The sequence below is a fragment of the Shimazuella alba genome (assembly GCF_009831235.1).
Lineage (GTDB): Bacteria > Bacillota > Bacilli > Thermoactinomycetales > Thermoactinomycetaceae > Shimazuella > Shimazuella alba.
Genome location: NZ_WUUL01000003.1, coordinates 107,704 through 128,688, shown reverse-complemented (window position 1 = coordinate 128,688; position 20,985 = coordinate 107,704). Strand labels below are relative to the sequence as shown.

The 20,985-nt window shown below is 38.3% G+C and carries 5 protein-coding genes; 2 read left to right on the top strand and 3 right to left on the bottom strand.

Annotated elements, in window-relative coordinates:
* Positions 1-42: 42 nt before the first annotated feature.
* The 3 genes from GSM42_RS05520 to ilvA form a co-directional block, all read right to left on the bottom strand.
* Complete coding sequence (locus tag GSM42_RS05520) at positions 43-399, bottom strand: hypothetical protein (protein WP_160800563.1); 357 nt, start codon at positions 397-399, stop codon at positions 43-45.
* Positions 400-577: 178 nt separating this feature from the next.
* Positions 578-1,339, bottom strand: coding sequence for an ArsR/SmtB family transcription factor (locus GSM42_RS05515; protein ID WP_160800562.1), 762 nt, complete (start codon positions 1,337-1,339; stop codon positions 578-580).
* A 969-nt stretch (positions 1,340-2,308) separates the two neighbouring features.
* Positions 2,309-3,565, bottom strand: a complete 1,257-nt coding sequence (gene ilvA, locus GSM42_RS05510) for a threonine ammonia-lyase IlvA (protein WP_160800561.1) — start codon at positions 3,563-3,565, stop codon at positions 2,309-2,311.
* Positions 3,566-3,810: 245 nt separating this feature from the next.
* Between ilvA and GSM42_RS05505 the strand changes: the two genes are divergently transcribed.
* Together GSM42_RS05505 and GSM42_RS05500 are read left to right on the top strand one after the other, a co-directional pair.
* The gene (locus GSM42_RS05505) at positions 3,811-10,290 is read left to right on the top strand and encodes a non-ribosomal peptide synthetase (protein WP_160800560.1); all 6,480 of its coding nucleotides are present in this window, start codon (positions 3,811-3,813) and stop codon (positions 10,288-10,290) included.
* A 3-nt stretch (positions 10,291-10,293) separates the two neighbouring features.
* A complete protein-coding gene (locus GSM42_RS05500) occupies positions 10,294-20,982 on the top strand; it encodes a non-ribosomal peptide synthetase (RefSeq protein WP_160800559.1) in 10,689 nt (3,562 codons plus the stop codon).
* The last annotated feature ends 3 nt before the right edge of the window (positions 20,983-20,985 follow it).

Below are 20,985 nucleotides of genomic sequence, written 5' to 3'. Positions count from 1 at the left end.
TTAGCTAACAGGCTCACAAAAGACTGGAGTCACAAGTGAAGTCTACCAAAAACCTCTCTTTCTTAACAGGGAACGGGAACTGGGAAGTGCACTACTATACTTTCCAAACTCCCAAGGGACCGGAAACCTACTGGTTTGAGATGCTTGCTGGCACGCGAGCAACTGACGAACCGCGTACTCCGTCTCCACTGCTGTTCCCTCATGGAGGAGAGTATAAGGGTCTGAAGGGTGTAACGAGTGTTTTAAACCGCCACTCTGGACCGACATTTGTCCAGTACGATCTGTTGAACGGAGGCGAGCAGGAGTATGACCTCTATTCGCTTCTAGCAAATGGGGTTCTGCAACCTTATCGTCCGCTGGTTCCAGTCGCATACTGACAAGAGGCAGTCGTGAATCCATCACGACTGCCGGACGAAAATAATAAACTTTCCATAGATACTAGCAGAAATGCTAGTTTTTTACTTTTTATAAGACCAATATCCTTTTCTTTTATTAAGAATAATTCCCTAGTATCATTGTTGTCGGTTTTTAATCCCTCATGTGAGATTGTTACTGATCTTGTGGAAAAACTTTTATTTTAACTACTAGAGAGCGTATCCCCGGTTTCTAGAAGCGTTTTCATGCCTGAAAGAACTATTGGCAATCCATTTTCAAGAACCGTTGCAGTGTTTCTGGCTTGTTCAAATTCATCGTGCACAACAGTTACTTGGGTCACGCCATGGAACTCTGCATGGGTATTTATTTCCCATGTAATACGCGACTGGGTGTCGTTTTCTGTACCCGGAAATGAAATAAACCGCCAACTCATCACAAGTTTATTTGGCGGATCCATATCGAGAATGATTCCTTCTGCTTCTTTCTTCTTGCCATTCCATAATTCGAATGGAGCTTCAATTTCCCATGTGGATCGGATAGCACAATTGAACCAAAATTTCGATGTTTTGTTTGGATCGGTGAGAGCTTGCCACACTTGTTCCGGTTTTGCTTTGATTGCAATCCGGTTTATATTCTTGGGTTTATTCATATTTGCTTCACCCTCCAGTTCGTTTTGAAGAGAAGTTAATCCGATTGCCCATGGTTCGGAGTATTTGCTAACCCATCGTTCATAGATTTGACGTATAGGTACTGCATTCAGATAATGCAGCTTTTCACGCCCTACTTTTTTTGTAGTGATGAGACCGGCTTTCTCTAGTATATTTAGATGCTTCATGACACCAAATCTAGACATATCAAGCGGTGCGCATAGATCGTTTAAAGTTCGTCCGTCTGAAGCGTTAAGCAGATCCAAAAGCTTACGACGGCTAGGATCTGCAAGTGCCTTGAAGATGTCATTTTCCAATCAGAATCCTCCTTTTTGAAAAAAGTTGATGTAACTCCTTTACATGTGACTATAGGGTAACTCATTATGGCTAGTATAACAAGTTACCCTATAGTCACATGTTGAACAAACAGATATACTTTTCAGCAGATTCATCCAAAATCATTTGTTATTATTAGATCACAGGAAGTAACAGAGTAAATGCAACTATCACGCCTCTTCTGTAGAAAGATTACCGAACATCGTGGCTGGATTGATATGGTCACCATGTGGTACCAAATCCGAGGATGCTGACTACTACTCCCAGTTTGTAACTAGAGTGTATAGAGCAATAAGGAGTAAACAACTATATATGGAGAAGGAAACCTTCTGACTGCATTCTTATACTATTTTGTAAAATAAAGTAAAATTGGAGATTGACTGAAAACAGCCACAAAAAGCCTCCTGAATTTGAGACTTTCAGGAAAAAGGATTTAAAGTCATCCTATTTAGGATGACTTTTTTGTAGAGGTAAAAAGAGGAGTTCCACCAAAGTAGTACTCTGGTGGAACAAATAGTTATGAGTTGGAAGTCAGAATTTCCGTCATTTCCTTGCCAATAACATAGCTTATCGTTCGAGTGATTGTACAAGCTTTGTGAAATGTCCTTGTTGATTTCCTGATGGGTCCACTACTGTATATAATTGTTTGCACAGTATCTCTATCAGGATGTTTCTTCACTGTACGAACCCAATTTGTTCCAAGATAACAGAGTCACTTGGATGTGCAGACAAGGTATTTCCATCCTACAGCATACAGATAGATAATCATTATCAATTGAAGTATATAAAAAACAGATGAATTTCAATCCAAGATTAATAGTTGAGATAACGAAAAAGGCTTTTTGCAGGATAAACCTAACAAGAAGCCTTGAGACCCTAGTAAATACATGAAGTGCGATTGTACAGCATCTGTATTATGCGGGTAAGGATAGAAAAAATACAAATTATCTTTAGATAAGTAAATTAAATAAAGTTGGATCGTTATTGACTTCTATATATGAAAAGCCGTATTGTTCCATTCGGTTTAAGAGGGCTTGATAGTTACTTGGATCTTTTAGCTCAATGCCTACTAAAGCAGGTCCAGAGCTTTTGTTGTTCTTTTTTGTATATTCAAAACGAGTTATATCGTCGTCTTTACCAAGCACATTTTCTAAAAACTGTCTAAGAGCACCAGCTCTTTGGGGGAAAGAAACGATAAAATAATGCTTTAATCCTTCATAGATCAAGGATTTTTCTTTCATTTCTTGCATCCGATCGATATCGTTGTTGCCGCCGCTTATAATACAGACGATATTTTTTCCTTTGATATCTTGGCGATAAAAATCTAGAGCAGCTACCGGCAGCGCACCAGCGGGTTCTACTACAAGAGCAATTTGGTTATACAGTTCTAAGATGGTACTGCATGCTTTTCCTTCCGGTACTAAGACAATATCTTCTATCTGTTCTTTTACCATTTGATAAGTTAATTGCCCTACTTTTTTGACTGCTGCTCCATCTACAAATGGATCTATTTTGTCGAGTTCTACCACATGACCTGCTTCTAGAGAGCGCTTCATGGAAGGAGCACCTTCTGGTTCGGCCCCGATTATTTTACAATCAGGATTCATTCCTTTCATGTAAGTGCTCACACCAGCGATAAGTCCTCCTCCACCAACACTAGCAAATAAATAATCTACTTTATCCATATCATTCATGATCTCCATCCCGATCGTTCCTTGACCAGCAATAGTTCGGGGATCGTCAAAGGGATGAACGAAAGACATGTGATGTTCGTCCCCATACTGTTTTGCTTCTAAGTAAGAATCATCAAAGGTATCTCCTGTTAAGATGACTTCGACAAACGAGCCACCATACCTTTTTACTTGTTCTACTTTTTGTCTTGGGGTTGTAGTTGGCATGAAGATTTTACCAGTAATTCTTAATTTACTGCAAGAGTAGGCTACGCCTTGAGCATGATTCCCAGCGCTAGCACACACAACACCTCTTTTCCGCTCCTCTGGAGTCAGGCTTTGGATCATATAAAACGCGCCTCTTATTTTAAAAGAACGGACAACTTGCAAGTCCTCTCTTTTTAAATACACATTACAATCATACAAATTAGATAAATACTCATTTCGTTGTAAAGGTGTCTGCACTATTACGTTTTTTATCATTTGATTGGCATCCATGATATCTTCCATCTTCATAAGCATAGATTGTGTAGTCATTGATAGATTCATCCCTTTTTTACAAGTATCATGAGAAAGATTCTATCATATTTTGGCAAGTAGTACCCTTTTTTTGAATGTGCCAAAAAGGCAGAATTTCTTTTATATGTGACTGATCATTGACACAACTTATTTTATTCTGATAGTATGTCATTAGATTTTCCAAAAAATTCTTCATGTAGAAACGATTGTATTTTTTGTTTTTCATATCTAATTTTTCTTAGATATTTCATTCAGGAGGAACCATGGATAAAATATTTACAACCTTGACCGATATCGTACGATATCGGGCTGAAAATCAACGAAACCAAAAAGCATATACCTTTTTAAAAGACGGAGATATAGAGGAAGTAAGTTATACATATGAAACATTAGATATACGCGCGAGGGCTATTGCAGCTTGGCTGCAAACCAAAGTAACACAAGGCGATCGTGTAATGTTGTTGTATCATCAAGGATTAGATTTTATAAGTGCTTTTTATGGATGTTTATATGCAGGTGTCATAGCTGTTCCAGGATATCCACCAGAAAAACAACATCGTCGAACTACGAGGTTACAAGCAGTGGTCAAAGACGCAGGAGCAAAAATTGCTATAACAACTTCAGATGTTATAGCTAGTTTGGAAATGGAAGATGGGAAGTCTCTTGTGGGCTTGGATATGGAGTGGTATCCAACAGATACACTATCTGATACCTGGGCGAAAAGTTGGTCACCTCCCCTTATTCATCGTGATACAGTTACCTATTTGCAATATAGTTCAGGATCAACTGGAGATCCAAAAGGTATCATGGTAAGTCATGGGAATATGCTAGATAATTCAGCAATCATCTGTGATCGATTGCAACATACAAGAGACGATGTCAGCGTTTCGTGGTTACCTATCTTTCATGATTTGGGTTTGATAGGATGTGTCATACAACCTATGTATGTTGGTTTTCATGCTGTGTCGTTATCACCTTATCAATATGTGGTGAACCCCTACCTTTGGCTTAAAGCAATTGACCGATTTCGGGGAACGACTACCTGTTGTCCAAATTTCGGTTTTGATTTATGTGTAAGGAAAATATCTCAAGTTCAAAGAGCTTCCTTGGATCTCAGTAGTTGGAGAGTAGCAGTAAATTGCGCAGAGCCCGTTAGATATCAGACATTGGAGAAGTTTACTGAAGTATTTTCACCTTACGGGTTTCGAGCAGAAGCTCATTATCCTATGTATGGGATGGCAGAGACTACACTCTATATAGCAGGAGGCAGATGGAAGGAGAAACCTGTTTATCAGTCTGTGTCTATTACCGACTTAAACAATAGGGATGTAAGATTAAGCGAGTCTGAAGATTCTAGAGTCGTAGTTAGTTGTGGAACTTCTGGTGATGGTTTAACTATCAAGTGTGTAGATCCAGAAAAACGAACACTATGCGAACCCAATAGAGTAGGGGAGATATGGGTCAAAGGTAGTAGCGTCGCTCATGGATATTGGAATAAACCTGAACAGACGAAAGAGGATTTTTCAGCTTGGTTGGATGGTGATGGTCCATATCTTCGAACTGGTGATTTGGGATATTTTATTGAGGATGAATTGTTTATTGCGGGGAGATACAAAGACCTTGTCATCATTAGAGGCAGAAATTTATATCCCCAAGACCTAGAATTAACCGTGGAATCTTGTTCTTCCTTTCTTAGACCAGGATGTGGAGCAGCTTTTTCTGTCGATATAGATGATGAGGAGAAACTTGTCATCGTTCAAGAAATTAGAAAAGATGCAGAAGAATTAGTTGATATTTCACAGTTAGCCAGGCAAATACAACAAGCTATATCAGCAGAGCATAGAGTATCTTGTTATGAAATTGTTTTCATTAAGGAAAATAGTGTTCAAAAAACATCAAGCGGAAAAATTCAAAGACGAGCTTGTAAAAAAATCTATTTGGCTAATCAATTACAAGTGGTATATCGAGTGATGTATGAAGAAGAGTCTATGAACGGCAAAGATGAATTATTTGTCTGGGAAGATTGGATCATCCTTCCTCCATCAAAACAAAGGACCCAATTGCAAGGAAAACTACTGGATCTATTAAATTTGCAAGTACAAAAAGAAGACTGGGTGAAGCAAGGTATTTCTTTTTTTGGATTTGATTCCATAAAAATCCTGCAATTCAAATTTGTGATAGAAGAGTATTGGCATGTAGAACTGCCAAAAGTAGGAACCCTCCTTACTTGGAATTGGGATCAGCTTATTGTCTGTATTCATTCACAGCTATTAGAACGAACAAATGAAATGTTAAAAGAAGAACAGAGGATGAAACTGAGTACAGAGATTACCTTAAACCGTGGCCAAGAGGCTATTTGGTATATTCAAGAGACTTATCCAGAAAATATAGCTTATCATATTCCCATCGCGCTTCGTTTTCCAAAAGAATTAAACAAAACACATTTACAGCATGCGATTGAACTACTTATGAAAAAGTACTCAAGCCTTAGGACAAGTATTCGTCAGCGGTCCGATGGAAAGCCTTTTCCTTATGTTCACAAAGATACGATCGATGTATTGGTTGAAAAAGAAGCTATAGTTGATTTTGCTGAGCAGTTAGTGGAAGACGCGTATGCTCCATTTGTACTTGAGAAAGCGCCATTGTTTCGAGCTGTTTTATACAAACATCTCGATGAATCCTATACATTTTTACTTTGTTTTCACCATATTATTTGTGATCTATGGTCTATGGATTTGTTTTTGGCTCAGTTGAGAGATCTGTATATGGAGCTGGAAAGTGGGAAAATACTTGATCCATTAGAGACAGTGGAATTAATGGATCTTACAACTACCGAAGATCTGCAACATTTGGATTATTGGAAAGAAAAATTGGCAGGGGAACTTCCATTATTGAATTTGCCTCAAAAATCTGTCCGTGGGAGGAGTCAATCCTTTTTAGGAGAGAAGATTGAAAGTGAATTACCTGCAGATCTTTTGCAATCTTTAAATGCTTTGGCAAATCGATATGGAGCTACGCTCTATCAATTATTATTAACTGTTTATCAGATGGTACTAGCTCAATATAGTGGGCAAGATGATATCTTAGTGGGTTCGCCATCAGTAGGGAGAACAAACAATATAGAAGCAAAACAACTTACTTATATGGTAAATCCAATTGTAATAAGAGGTGATTTATCCCAGTCTCTAACCTTTGTTCAATTGTTAAAGCAGACGATGCAAAATGTACAAGAAGCATCTGAGCACGAGATACCTTTTATTGATTTGGTTGAGAAGCTAACACCAATAAGAGATGCCAGTATTCCTTCTATTTTTCAAGCGATGCTCGCATTTGAACAAACTACTTTGATCCCAGAATTATCTGCCATATCACTTGGAAAAGGCGATGTGAAGATGAAGTGGGGGAATTGGGATGTCACAAGTAAAGCAATTTCTGATCCTACTTCCCAGTTTGATTTATGTTTGAAGGCTGCACCATGGCATGAAGGTTTGCTTCTTCATTGGCAATACGATGTAACCTTGTTTGATAGAAGCTTGATGCAACAACTTGCAGATAGTTTTGTGTCTTTATTAGAGCAAATAGTAATGGATCCCAATCTATCCATTGATTCGTACACTTGTATGACAAAGGATGCTGAGTCAGAAGTTATTCAATATGGAGATGGTGGATCAAGTCCCAAACCAACTATGACGCTGAATCAAACATGGAGGGAGCAAGCTAGAAAAACGCCGCATGCTATAGCGGTCATAGATGGTGTAGAGCGTGTTACTTATCAAAAAATGTTAGAAGATGTGAATCAACTTACACATCACTTATTGGATCAAGGGATTGGAAATGGACAGATAGTAGGAATTGCACTTCCTCGAAAGTATCCACTCCTTGTAGCGATTATGGCTGTATTGCAAACAGGTGCAGCATATGTCGGTTTAGATCCAGCTTATCCAAAGGACCGCCTTCTGTACATGATAAATGACGCTGATTTATCACTACTCTTGGTCCAGTCCGATGTAGAGAACATGATGCAAAATTCAGGCATTACCACATTAAATCTGACCTCAGGTGTTTGGAAGAAGTATCCAAAAACAGAGATAGTCATTGAACAGTCCGTTACTGACTTGGCTTATCTTATTTATACATCTGGATCTACAGGAAGGCCAAAAGGGATCGCGATCGAGCATTTCCAAGCAGTCACCTTTGTCCAGTGGGCAAAATCCGTATTTAGTTGTAATGAATTAGCTGGTGTCTTATTTGGAACATCTATCTGTTTTGATCTGTCTATTTTTGAGTTATTTGTCCCATTGTTAACTGGCGGAAAAGTAATCATCGGAGAAAACGCACTCTCTTTACCGTCGCTTCCAGCAGCAAACGAGGTTACCTTATTAAATACAGTTCCTTCTGCTGCAAAAGGTTTACTAACATTAGGCATACCATCATCTGTTACTACTATTAATTTGGCAGGAGAACCATTGTCCAGACAGTTAACAAACGAGTTATACGAGCTTGAACATGTCAATAGCGTCTATAACTTGTATGGACCGTCTGAGTGCACCACATATAGCACCTTTACATTAGTAGACCGAGAAGATCCTTCTCCCCCTTCTATTGGGAAACCGATTACAGGTACCAAGGTATACATACTAGATTCACAATTGCAATTGGTACCGATTGGAGTGGTAGGGGAGCTGTACATTGGTGGTGCAGGAGTTACGAGAGGTTATCTTGGGAGCCCCCCAAAAACTGCTGAGAAATTTATCGATCACCCTAAGTTTGGAAGAATTTATCGCACAGGTGATTTAGTACGATACTCCCATGATGGAGTATTGCAATACTTAGGTAGAACGGATTTTCAAGTGAAGCTGAGAGGTTATCGCATTGAGTTAGGTGAGATCGAATCTGCATTAACAGCACATGCATCTGTGAAAGAGGCTGTTGTCATCGAAGAAAAACAGCAACTCATCGCTTATGTGGTGGCAAAAGAAAATCTTCATGACCACATGGAATTAAAAACACATTTAGAAGAAATACTGCCAACATACATGATACCAAGTCAATTCTTGATACTGAACTCTTTCCCGCTCACGCTGAATGGTAAAGTAAATCGAAAAGCTTTACCAAAGCCTAGTAGTACATCGGTTCAAAAAACGTATCTGCCACCTTCAAGTCAGAGAGAAGCAAAACTATTAAAGATATGGAAAAAAGTCTTGAAGCGAGATGAAATAGGAATAAAAGATCGTTTCTTTGAACTTGGAGGAGACTCTATCCTGAGTTTGCAAGTGATTGCCGCCGCCAAATCAGAAGGAATACAGATCAATCCTAAACACTTTTTTACTCATCCGACAATTAAAGAAATGGCTTCTATTTTGAATGAAAGACGAAAAAAGCCCATTAATCAAGGGTTAGTAACAGGAAATGTGCCGATTACACCTATTCAACATTGGTTTTTTGAGCAAAAAATACCAAATAATAATAATTGGAATCAATCGATGATTCTCTCCCTCGACATGTCGATCGATCCATTGTTATTGAAGCAAGTATTGCAAAAACTGGTATTTTTACATGATGCATTGAGATTGCGTTTTTATCAGGAAAAAGACAAATGGGGTGCAATCAGTCTAGAAGAAGAAAACTCTTTTTTTCATATTGTTGATGGATCAAATGTAGATGTTGAAGAGTTGCATCAATCTACTGAAAATAGATTAGATATAAAAAATGGTCCGCTTTTGTCTGCGACTTTTGTCAATCGAAAACAAGAAAATCCACTGTTCATTCTAGCTATTCATCATCTTGTAGTAGATGGTGTGTCTTGGAGGATTTTACTAGATGATATAGGCAATTTATATCGTCAAATAGAAAAAGGGAATCAGCTGACATTACCTCAAAAAACAACGTCTTATCAAGATTGGTCTTACTATCTACAAAAGATGAATCACAACATATTGGATGAAAAGGAAAGATGGTTACAGGTTATTGATACTAAAGTAGAAGCATTTCCTGTTGATTTTTTAAATGGTATCAATACCGATACTCAAGTAGTAGAGTATAAACAAGCTTTTACAAGACAAGAAACGGAAACTATTTTGAATTGGAGTCAAACAGCCAAAGTAAACGAACTATTGATAGCTGCTTTATGGCAAGCATATCAAAATTGGTCTGGGAACAAAAATTTATGTTTGCATGTTGAAGGGCATGGTCGAGATCACCAGAGTGAGGAGATGGATCTATCGAGGACAGTTGGTTGGTTTACGAGTATCTATCCGCTGACTTTGCATGAAAATGCGAGAAGAAACGCTCTTCAAATTGTAAAAGATGAACTATTACACACTCCAAATGGTGGCATTGGATATGGTCTTTTGCGTTATTTATCCAAAGATGCCGATATCCATGCAGTACAAACACCTCCGATTTGTTTTAACTATTTAGGTCAATTCGATCAAATGATCAATGAGGAGTATGGGGTCATAAAAGAACTCACTTTCTTCGGACCACGTAAATATCAAGAAGTAGCACGTTCCTATCTCCTGGAAATAAATGCTTATATACAAAATGGAAAGTTAAACATTTGCTGGAACTATAGCAAGGCTCTATACCGTAGCAATTCTATTGAAAGATTTGCTAACTATTTGGCTGATGCATGTCGTTCTCTGGTTCAAATTCAGAAGAATAAAACGAAGTTCCAAAGTAAAAAGAGGAAAGCTGATATATCAAGGGTATTTTCCAAAATTAATGAAAGAAAGGGCCGATAAATTTTGCAAGAAGGGATTCAAGATGTTTATCCTTTAACCCCTGCACAGCAAGGGATACTTTATCACTGTTTAGATGAATCACTCGAGGGTGTATATATCAACCAACTATGTCTCAAAGTAAATGGGTCTATTGATCTGGGTCGATTTGAGCAGGCTTGGAATCAAGTTGTAGCAAGACATGATGTGTTTCGAACAGCCTTTTTTTGGGAAGAACTCTCTTCTCCTCTTCAAGTTGTGAAGGAAAAGAACTGCATCCCTTTTCTGGTAAAAGATTGGAGTCACCTTTCTACAGAAAGTCAAAAAGAATTATGGGATCAATTATTGGTTACTGATCGTAAAAGTGGATTTGATTTGCAAGAAGCTCCTCTTAGCAGATTAACCATAGTAAAGGTGGCAGATGATCAATACGATATGTTATGGACTTTTCATCATCTGCTATTAGATGGTTGGAGCTGTCCGATTGTATTAAACGAAGTGATTGCTTTTTATAGAGGAGATAAGAAAATCCCAGATACTCCAGCATTCTCTGAGTTTGTGGCTTGGATCGAATCAAGCGATCAAGAAGAGGCTATGAGGTATTGGAAAAAGCAGCTATCTGCACTTGAAGAGGCGTCTGTGTTACCGATAAAAACACAGATCAACAGGGAAACATCTCTATTGCCTGATGAGTATAACGTTTATTTTTCAGAGGAAGAGACAAATCTTATTAGGCGTACAGCAAAACAATTAAACCTTACAGAATCGACACTTTTACTAGGTGTATGGTTATTAACTGTCTATTTTTATACATCTAAATCAGATGTGGTTGTGGGAATGGCAGTATCAGGAAGGTCTCCCCTCCTAGAAGATTTTGAAAGACGTGTTGGCATGCACATGAATACCGTTCCTGTGCGAACGAATGTATCACCATCGTTTTCTATCACACAGTGGTTGCAAGCATTGCAGCAAGAGCAACTGGAAATGAGAATGCATGAAAATACCTCGTTAGCAGATATTTTATCAAATAGTTGTGTTTCCAATGAAACCACTCTTTTTGACAGCTTATTTGTTTATGAAAATTACCCATCAGAGGTATTGGTACATGACCAATTTACGCTTGAAATAGTGAAATCAATCGAAAAATCTCATTATCCTCTTACATTAATGGTATTGCCAAACGAATTAACCCAGTGTAAGTGGATATTTGATTCTGGAAAGCTTGACTTGGATGGAGTAAGTACAATTTCTCAACATTACCAACATATTTTGCAACAAATCTTAGCGGATCCGAATCAATCTATTGGTTCATTAGAATGGATTACCAAAAAAGAGCTGAGCATCATTGAGTCATGGAACCATTACGATAGTGATTATGATTCAAAATTACTCACGTACCAATTGTTTGAAAATCAAGTTAAGAAAACTCCAGATCAAATAGCGGTTCATTGGGGAAATGACTCGATTACGTATAGAGAGTTGAACGAAAGAGCAAACCAACTCGCCCATTTTCTCATTCAAAAGGGAATAGAAGCAGGAGACTTTGTAGCAGTTGGAATGCCACGTTCTGTTGATATGCTTGTTTCATTTTACGCAATTTGGAAAGTTGGAGCAGCATATGTACCAATTGATTTAGCATATCCAAAGAGTAGATTAGATTATATCTTGCAAGACTCCCATGCAAAACTGCTAATCTCCACTTCGCATGCTATTCAAGGATTACCAGAATATACAGGTGATTTGCTTTTTGTCGACAAAATAAATGAACTTGTCCATTTGCTCCCTAAAGATAATCTTGCATTGGTTCATAATCCAGACTCTCTCGCCTATATCATCTATACATCTGGTTCTACTGGTAAGCCAAAAGGTGTAATGATTACTCACCGCAGTGTAGTTCATCTTATGCATTGGGCGGAAAGTGTTTTTGGACCTGAAGAACGTAAAGGTGTATTGGCTTCCACTTCGATATGCTTTGATTTGTCTGTATTTGAGATGTTTTTTCCTCTAAGTTGCGGTGGTTTGGTTGTCGGAGTTGAAGATGCACTTGATCTATCTGCTGAGATTGCTGCCAAGGATCAAATAACTTTGATCAATACAGTTCCTTCTGCTATTACAGAGCTGTTGGAGCTAGATGCAATTCCATCTTCGGTTACGACAATTAATCTAGCTGGTGAGCCATTGACCAATCAATTGGCACAATCCTTATACCAATTAGAACATATCGAAAAAGTTTATAATTTGTATGGACCATCAGAAGATACAACATACTCGACATGTTCACTTGTGAAAAAAGGGTCTGAGCATGCACCAACAATTGGCAGACCTATTTCACAAACTGAAGCTTTTGTATTCAATCCAACAGGAAAGCTAGTTCCTGTTGGATTTCCAGGAGAGCTATATCTGGGTGGAAGAGGTTTAGCTAAAGGGTATTTGAATCAAAAAGAGTTTACAGCCGAAAAATTTGTAGATCATCCATTTCGAAAGGGTTTGAAGCTTTATCGAACAGGGGATTTTGTACAATTACAAAAAAATGGTGAGTTAAAGTTTTTAGGTCGTCTTGATCATCAAGTGAAAATAAGAGGGTATCGAATTGAACTATCAGAAATAGAACATGTGTTGGAAAAACATGAAAAAGTGAAGAAAGCTTTAGTGATAGCAAAGGAACAGCAGCTAATTGCATATTTATTATGCAAAGAAAAAGGAGTGGATTATGGTCCATATCTAGCAGAATATGTTCCTTCTTACATGATTCCTAGCAATATTGTGGAGTTAGAAGAATTCCCCTTAACTCCAAATGGAAAAATTGATCGAAAAGCACTTCTTGAACTAGAAGATACTCGTCAGATGGAAGTGGCTCTGTCTATCGACTCACCTTTGGAAGAAATAGTAAAGGAGATATGGCAAGAAGTATTGGGGAGAAAAGTTTCTACATCAGATAACTTTTTTGCATTAGGTGGACATTCTCTATTAGCAACACAAGTTATCTCTAGAATATCAAGAATTTTCCAAGTGACTATGCCGATCCGCTCGCTTTTCCGATCACCAACCGTGAAGTTGTTAGCACATGAGTTGAGTCAGATGCTGTATAGCTTTGAAGAAGAAGTAGTGCAGATAAAAAGACAGAGATTGTCTGGGAAATTACCACTTTCTCCATCACAAAAAAGAGTTTGGTTTATGGAACAAATTTTGCCTGTAAAACATGTGTATCACTTGCCGTATATAGTGAAAGTTACAGGTGATTTAGACACTCAATGTATGGCATCTGCTTTTCAGAAACTAGTTGATCGTCATCCCGCTTTTCGTACTGTTTTCCTTGAAGAACAGGGAGTTGCCTATCAAGTGATAAAAGATGAGGTAACGGTACATATGGAAGAATTTGATGTTCGAGAGGCAGTTAATCCCGATCAAGAGGCAAAGTTACAGATAACACATGCGATAGAAGTACCATTTTCATTGGATACAGCACCTCTTGTTCGGATGAATTTGTACCAAGTAGCAGATGATCAATTTTATTTATGTTTTCTGATGCATCATTTGATTGCAGATGGATGGTCTTTATCCATTTTGTCACAAGAGTTGTTCCATTTTTATGAAGCATTGAAATCCGGAGAAGATGCAAATTTACCTGAATTACCTCTTGCACCAAGTGATATCGCAATCCATCTTGAATCTTTATCCAAAACGACTTCATGGGAAAGAAAATTATCGTATTGGAAAAAGAAACTAGCCGATTTAAAACCAGTGTTACTGCCCACTGATTTTCCTAGACCAAATGAACAAACATACGAAGGGCAAACACACTATTATCAACTTTCATCGTCACTTTCTCAAAATTTAAAAGAAGTGAGTCATGAACAAGGAACAACTCTATATATGGTATTAGTCGCTGCATTTCAAGCATTACTGAGTCGGTATACAAATCAGACGGATATTCCGATCGGTAGTCCTATTGCTGGAAGAGAAGATGAAAATATAGAGGGATTGATTGGTTTTTTTGTAGAAACGATTATTATTCGAACGGATCTGGGCAAGGCAGAAACATTTGAAGATCTTCTGCAACAAGTTCGTGAAGTGTCGTTAGAAGCATATGCCAATGGACAAGTTCCTTTTGAGAAAGTAGTAGATGCTGTATCACCAGATCGCAAATTAAGTGATTCTCCTTTGTTTCAAATTATGTTTGCGATGCAGTCTATGGGCAATGGAATAGAAAGCAAAGGAGATCTTGCGGTCCAACATATTCCTATGGGACTTTCAACCGCAAAATTTGATCTAACAGTAACAGCAGTTGATCAATCGGAAGGTATATTCTTGACGCTTGAGTATAATAAAAATTTGTTTACAGCAGAGACCATTCATCGATTTATGAAAAATTTTGAACATGTTTTGCAGGTTATGGCGACGGATTTGGAACAGTCTATTCATACGATATCCCTGCTCAGTTCGGAAGAAGAAAAATTATTGGAGAGCTTTCATGAGGAACATGAACAGGAAATTCCAGATTTTCAGCCAATATTAGCGCAAATAGCTAGCCATGTTCAAATGGTTCCTGATGGACTTGCAGTTGTAGAAGATCAAAAAACTTTATCATACATCGAGCTGGAACAACAATCGACACAGCTCGCGCTTTTTCTTCGTTCTATTGGGGTTGGCAGACATGATCGTGTGGCGATTTGTGCACATCGATGTCCTGAGATGATCGTAGCACAGTTAGGTGTAATGAAGATCGGAGCCTGTTATGTTCCGTTAGATCCTTCTTATCCTTTGGATCGTTTAGCTTTTATGATCGAAGATTCTGGGGCTTCTATTTTACTAACTCAAAATCATTTAACACAGTGGTTAGAGGGATTGGCAACTACTACGTTTGTTTTGGATAAACATCCTGTTACCTGGGATCACATGCCTACGCATGCTCTATTTCCCCCATTGGAAGAAAATCAATTGGCATACATGGTATATACAAGTGGATCTACTGGGTTACCAAAAGGAGTTTGTATTACACATGGAGGCTTACATAATTTAGTACAGTGGCACCAACAAGCGTATCAAGTAACGATTGAAGATCGTACTACTATGTTAGCTGGCCCTGCTTTTGATGCTTCTGTTTGGGAAATTTGGCCTTCTCTTGCTGCTGGAGCTACTTTGGTAATACCAGATGAAGAGAAAAAAGCGGATCCGACTGAATTAAGAGATTGGTTGATAGCGCAAGGAATAACAATCAGCTTTATTCCAACGCCATTGCTTGCTCAGCTGATAGCTATCCCATGGTCAAATGGAGGAAGTTTACGGTACTTGCTAACAGGTGGGGATCAATTACACGTCTATCCGCCAAAAGATTTCCCGGTTACAATCGTAAATCATTATGGGCCAACAGAAAATACAGTTGTCGCAACAGCAGGGGTAGTACCAACAGCAGGTACTTGGTCTCCTTCTATTGGGAAGGCTATCATGGGAGTAAAAGCATATGTGTTAGATGAAAAAGGATTACAGGTTCCAATCGGAGTACCTGGTGAACTTTGTATAGGCGGTAATCAACTTGCAGCAAGGTATCATCAGCAATCTGAAAAGACTAGTCAAGCTTTCATTCAACATCCTACTTTTGGTCGTTTGTATAAAACAGGGGACAGAGTAAGAATGATGGCAAATGGAAATATTCATTTTCAAGGTAGAATGGATCGACAAGTGAGTATTCGTGGATATCGCGTAGAGCTAGGAGAAATTGAGGCCACCCTTGTTCAAATACCTGAAGTAAATGAAGCAGTTGTCATGTTGAAAAATGAAAATTTAGTAGCTTATGTGGTCATGGAGAAATCAGATCAGAGCAAGCAATTAAGAGATAAATTGGCTGAAAAGCTTCCAATTTATATGATTCCTAAATTATTCATTTTCTTACATTCACTGCCGCTTACTGCTAATGGTAAGTTAGATCGATCCAATCTACCTGAGCCAAATTGGGATGAGCTAGTTAATGAGACTATATTTGTCGCACCTCAAACCAAAGTGGAGTACCAACTTGCAGATATTTGGAGAGAACTTCTCCATGTTGAGCAGATCAGTATTCACGATAACTTTTTTCAACTCGGTGGGGACTCCATCATCAGTATTCAAATGGTAGCAAGGGCGAAAAATGCTGGAATAGCAATAACTGCAAAGCAAGTATTTAGCCATCAAACGATCTGCGAACTAGCTGCTGTAGCGAAAGTAGCAGAGAACGTCAAACATGATCAAGGGTTAATCGTTGGGGAAGTACCTCTCACACCTATACAAAAATGGTTTTTTGAACAACAGATGGAAAATCTGCATCATTTTAATCAAGCGATGCTAATCACAGTTGCACAACCTCTGTCTATACCACTTTTGACAAAAGCAATGGAGATATTAATGGAGCATCATGATGCTTTCCGTCTGCGATTTGTAGAAACTGAAAAAGGATGGAGACAATCATACAGCACGATTTCCAATAGTGTGCCACTGCAAATGCTTGATTTAAGCTCAATGTCAGAAGATGAACAGCTGGAAACAATAAAACAAGTAGGACAAAGAACACAAACAAGTCTTCACTTACAAGAAGGACCACTTTTTCGAGCTATTTATTTTAAACGGGGTTATGGATATGCAGATAAATTGCTTCTAGTAGCACATCACCTTATTGTTGATGGTGTTTCTTGGAGAATTTTATTAGCAGATTTATCTTTTACATATCAACAATTGGGCACTGGAAAAGAACCAATGCTTCCAGCTAAAACGACATCTTATCAGGTTTGGTCCAATGCTTTACAGAAAAATATTCAATCGGAAAATTGGACAAAAGAAGTTTCATTTTGGATGGAACAACAAGTATCAACGAATGAACTACCACCTATATTTGATGATACGAGCAAAAACTTAGAGCGCGATGCAAAACAAATTTCATTTCGATTATCTAAACAGGTAACAAAGCAACTACTTTCACAAAGCTTCCAAGCATATCGAGCAAGAGTAAGTGAGTTGTTAATTGCTTCATTGATTAGTTCTTATCATGCATGGTCAGGCAATAATGCTGTTTCCATTGATTTAGAGGGGCATGGACGGGAAGAAACACTTGATGAAACAATTGATTTATCTCGTACGATTGGTTGGTTTACGACCATTTACCCAGTTCGATTTGAAATTACAGGGGATAATTGGGAGCAAATTGTGCCAAAGATACAAGAAAAATTGTCTCTTATTGAAAAACAAGGAATTAGCTATGGCATGTTAAAACATCTAAAAAATATGAATATGCCATCTTCATCAGCAATAAGTTTTAACTATTTGGGACAAATTCAATCCGACTCCGATTCTATTTGGGCTTCATCAACTTCTGAAGGCATCGGTAGTCTAATAGATCCTGATTTTCGACGCCCTTATGCGCTAGATGTTTGGTCTGTGGTGCAGGACGATCAACTAGAAGTGATGTTTATTTACGATCCACTTCAATTTTCAAAAGCCCAAGTTACTTCTTGGATTACCCTTTATCAACAGCAATTGAATCAATTGATTCAACACTGCATGGAAAAGAAAGTCCAACCAATGTTAGATGATTTTCCTTTAGCAAAACTTACTTCTGATGAATTGCTAAAAATTCCTGATTTAAAAAATGTAAGAAGCATTTACCCATTAAGTCCACTGCAAGAAGGCATGTTGTTTCATAGTCTTTATGCAAAAGATGAGTCGGCCTATGTGGTTCAAATGAAGATGATGATAACAGGGGAAGTAGATTTGCAAGTATTCCAAGATGCATGGAAACAAGTGATGCAAAGGCATCCTCAATTATCTGTTTCTTTATGGTGGGAGAATGTAAAACAAGCACATCAGATCGCTTGGAAAGAGATAGATTTGCCGATAGTTCAAGACGACTGGACCGATCTGAATGAAGAAGAGAAAGTAGAAGCATTAGCTAATTATTTGGAGGAAGATCATAAAAGGGCATTTGACTTGACTTGTCCGCCACTAATGCGGATCGCTTTATTTTCTATCACACCTAATCAGCACCAAGTTGTTTGGAGCTATCATCATACTTTGCTAGACGGATGGAGTATGCCGATTATTTTGGAAGAGTGGCTGCAGATATATCAATCGCTTGTTGAACGACAACCAGTTTACCTTCCTGCTGTTGCTTCTTATGAGGCCTACTTTAGATGGATGTTGGAACAGGATGAAGAATTAGCAAAATCATATTGGTCTCACCAACTAGCGGGTGCCAAGCCTGCACAAATTGCTGTTTCATCAAGTCATACAAAAGAGAAATCATCTCATGAAGAATGGGCAACTTATTTGTCAAGTGATGTAACGGAAAATATGAAACAGTTTGCAAAGAAACAGAAAGTAACCATGAATACAGTTATTCAAGCTGCATGGGGGATTTTTTTAGCAGCTTATAGTGGACAGACAGATTTAATGTATGGAACGACTGTATCAGGTCGACCAGGTTCTTTAAACGGTGTGGAACAAATCGTTGGGCCGTTTATCAACAGTATTCCCGTTCGAATTCATCTGAAGAAAGATTGGAGTATCGAACAGTATTTAGTTGATTTACAGCAGAAATTAAAAGACTCTGAAGAGTACGCTTATGTGCCTTTGACCAAAATTGCCGAATGGGCAGGAACTTCAAAAGAAGAACCTCTCTTCCAGTATTTATTAGTGATGGAAAATTATCAGATGCGTTCTTTAGAAAAGGAGAGTCTGCAAATCTCCGAGCTCAGAGGTATAGAAAGAAGTCATTATCCTTTGGTTCTAGTAGTTGCTCCAGGAGAATCTATGTTTTTGAAGTGGATGTATGACTCAAATAAGTTTGACAAAGGGATAATAGAGCGATTTATGCGCTTATTTTCAGAGATCCTTCAACAATTTGTAAGTTCAAATGCATTGTCTATTGCAGATTTAAATTTGCTTTTGGAGGAAGAAAAAGCACAGTTACAAATTTGGAATCGATCAGATGAAATAGCTTATTCTCTACCAATATTGGAGAGAATCGTTGCTCATGCTACCAATGATCCAAATCATATTGCAGTTAAGAGTATAGAGGGACAGTTATCATATGGAGAACTGTATCAGAAGGCATCTCAACTTGCGTATTATTTAGGATTATCAGGTGTGAAATCAGGAGATTGTGTTGGAGTTTTATTAGACCGATCAATAGATCTAATCACTAGTTTAGTTGCGATTCATCTTGCTGGAGCTGCTTACGTGCCAATTGATCCAGTGTATCCAGAAGATCGAATCAGTTGGATGATTCAAAATGCGAATCTAGATGTAGTTATTACAAATAGTTCCTTACATTTAAAATGCATGTCTACCCATAAAAATATCATTTGTATGGATGTGGATCAGCAAAAGTGGGCGAGTATGCCAGCAATTCATACGAGAGCAGACCAACCCCAAAATCTAGCATATGTAGTCTATACTTCTGGTTCTACCGGAGTTCCAAAAGGTGTGGAAATTACGCAGAAGTCCCTACAGCATTTAGTGGATTGGCATCAGCAAACGTATGAATTAACTAGTTCAGATAAATGTTCCATGTCAGCAGGTGTGGGATTTGATGCTTCAGTATGGGAAATTTGGCCAGCGCTAACAAGCGGGGCAACTTTGATGATCGTGGACGAAGATAACCGTTTTTCTCCAAGTAAACTGAAAGATTGGCTAATTTCGAATGATATAACGATCAGCTTTGTTCCAACTCTCATCTGTGAGGAATTATTCCATTTGAATTGGCCATCAGATTTATTTCTACGGGTACTTTTAACAGGTGGAGATCAGCTTCGTCAATATCCACCAAAAGCATTCCCGATTAAAGTAGTTAATCACTATGGGCCAACAGAAAATACAGTGGTAGCTACTGCGGGTATAGTGGAAGAAGCAAAAGATCAAAACATTTTTCCATCTATCGGTTTCCCGATTCCGGGGACAAAAGTAGAAGTAGTAAATGAATTTGGTCAAGTGCTTCCGATTGGAGTCCCAGGGGAGCTGTGGTTGTCAGGAATTAGTTTAGCGAATGGGTACAAAGGACAGGATAATCTTACAAAAGAGAAATTTACAACAAATTCTCTTTTAGGTCGTGTGTTTCAAACTGGTGATATTGTCCGATATGGTTCAGATGGCCAGTTGTTTTTCATAGGAAGAAAGGATGATCAGGTTCAAATTCGTGGATACCGTATTGAACTAGGAGAGATTGAAGCTGTTTTATTAAAACATCCAGCTGTAAAGCAAGTAGTTGTTCTCACAAAAGAGCAAGATAACGGAGCAAAAGCATTGTTTGCTTATATTCTTGCAGACCAAGATGCTGAACCTGAATGGAGAGAGCTAGTCAAGAAAAAATTACCTCATTTTATGCAGCCCTCTGGATACAAGTGTTTATCGAAATTTCCTGTGACTGCTAATGGGAAAATCGACAAAAAAGAACTCTCTCGAATGGAAGTCGAAAAACAGTTTGCTTATGTTGCACCTAATACTCCAATGGAAAAACGACTGGTATCCATTTGGGATGAAGTGCTTGCGACGGATCAACAAATTGGCATAGAAGATAACTTCTTTCAACTTGGTGGTCATTCTCTTTTAGCTACACAAGTGATCTCACGTATTAACGAATTGTATCGCTGTCAATTGTCACTGCGAGTACTTTTTGAAAACCCAACTATCACTGAGTTAATCGGACAAATCAAACAAAATCTTCTTCGCAAGGCTTCAGTAAGAAAGGGTTGACGA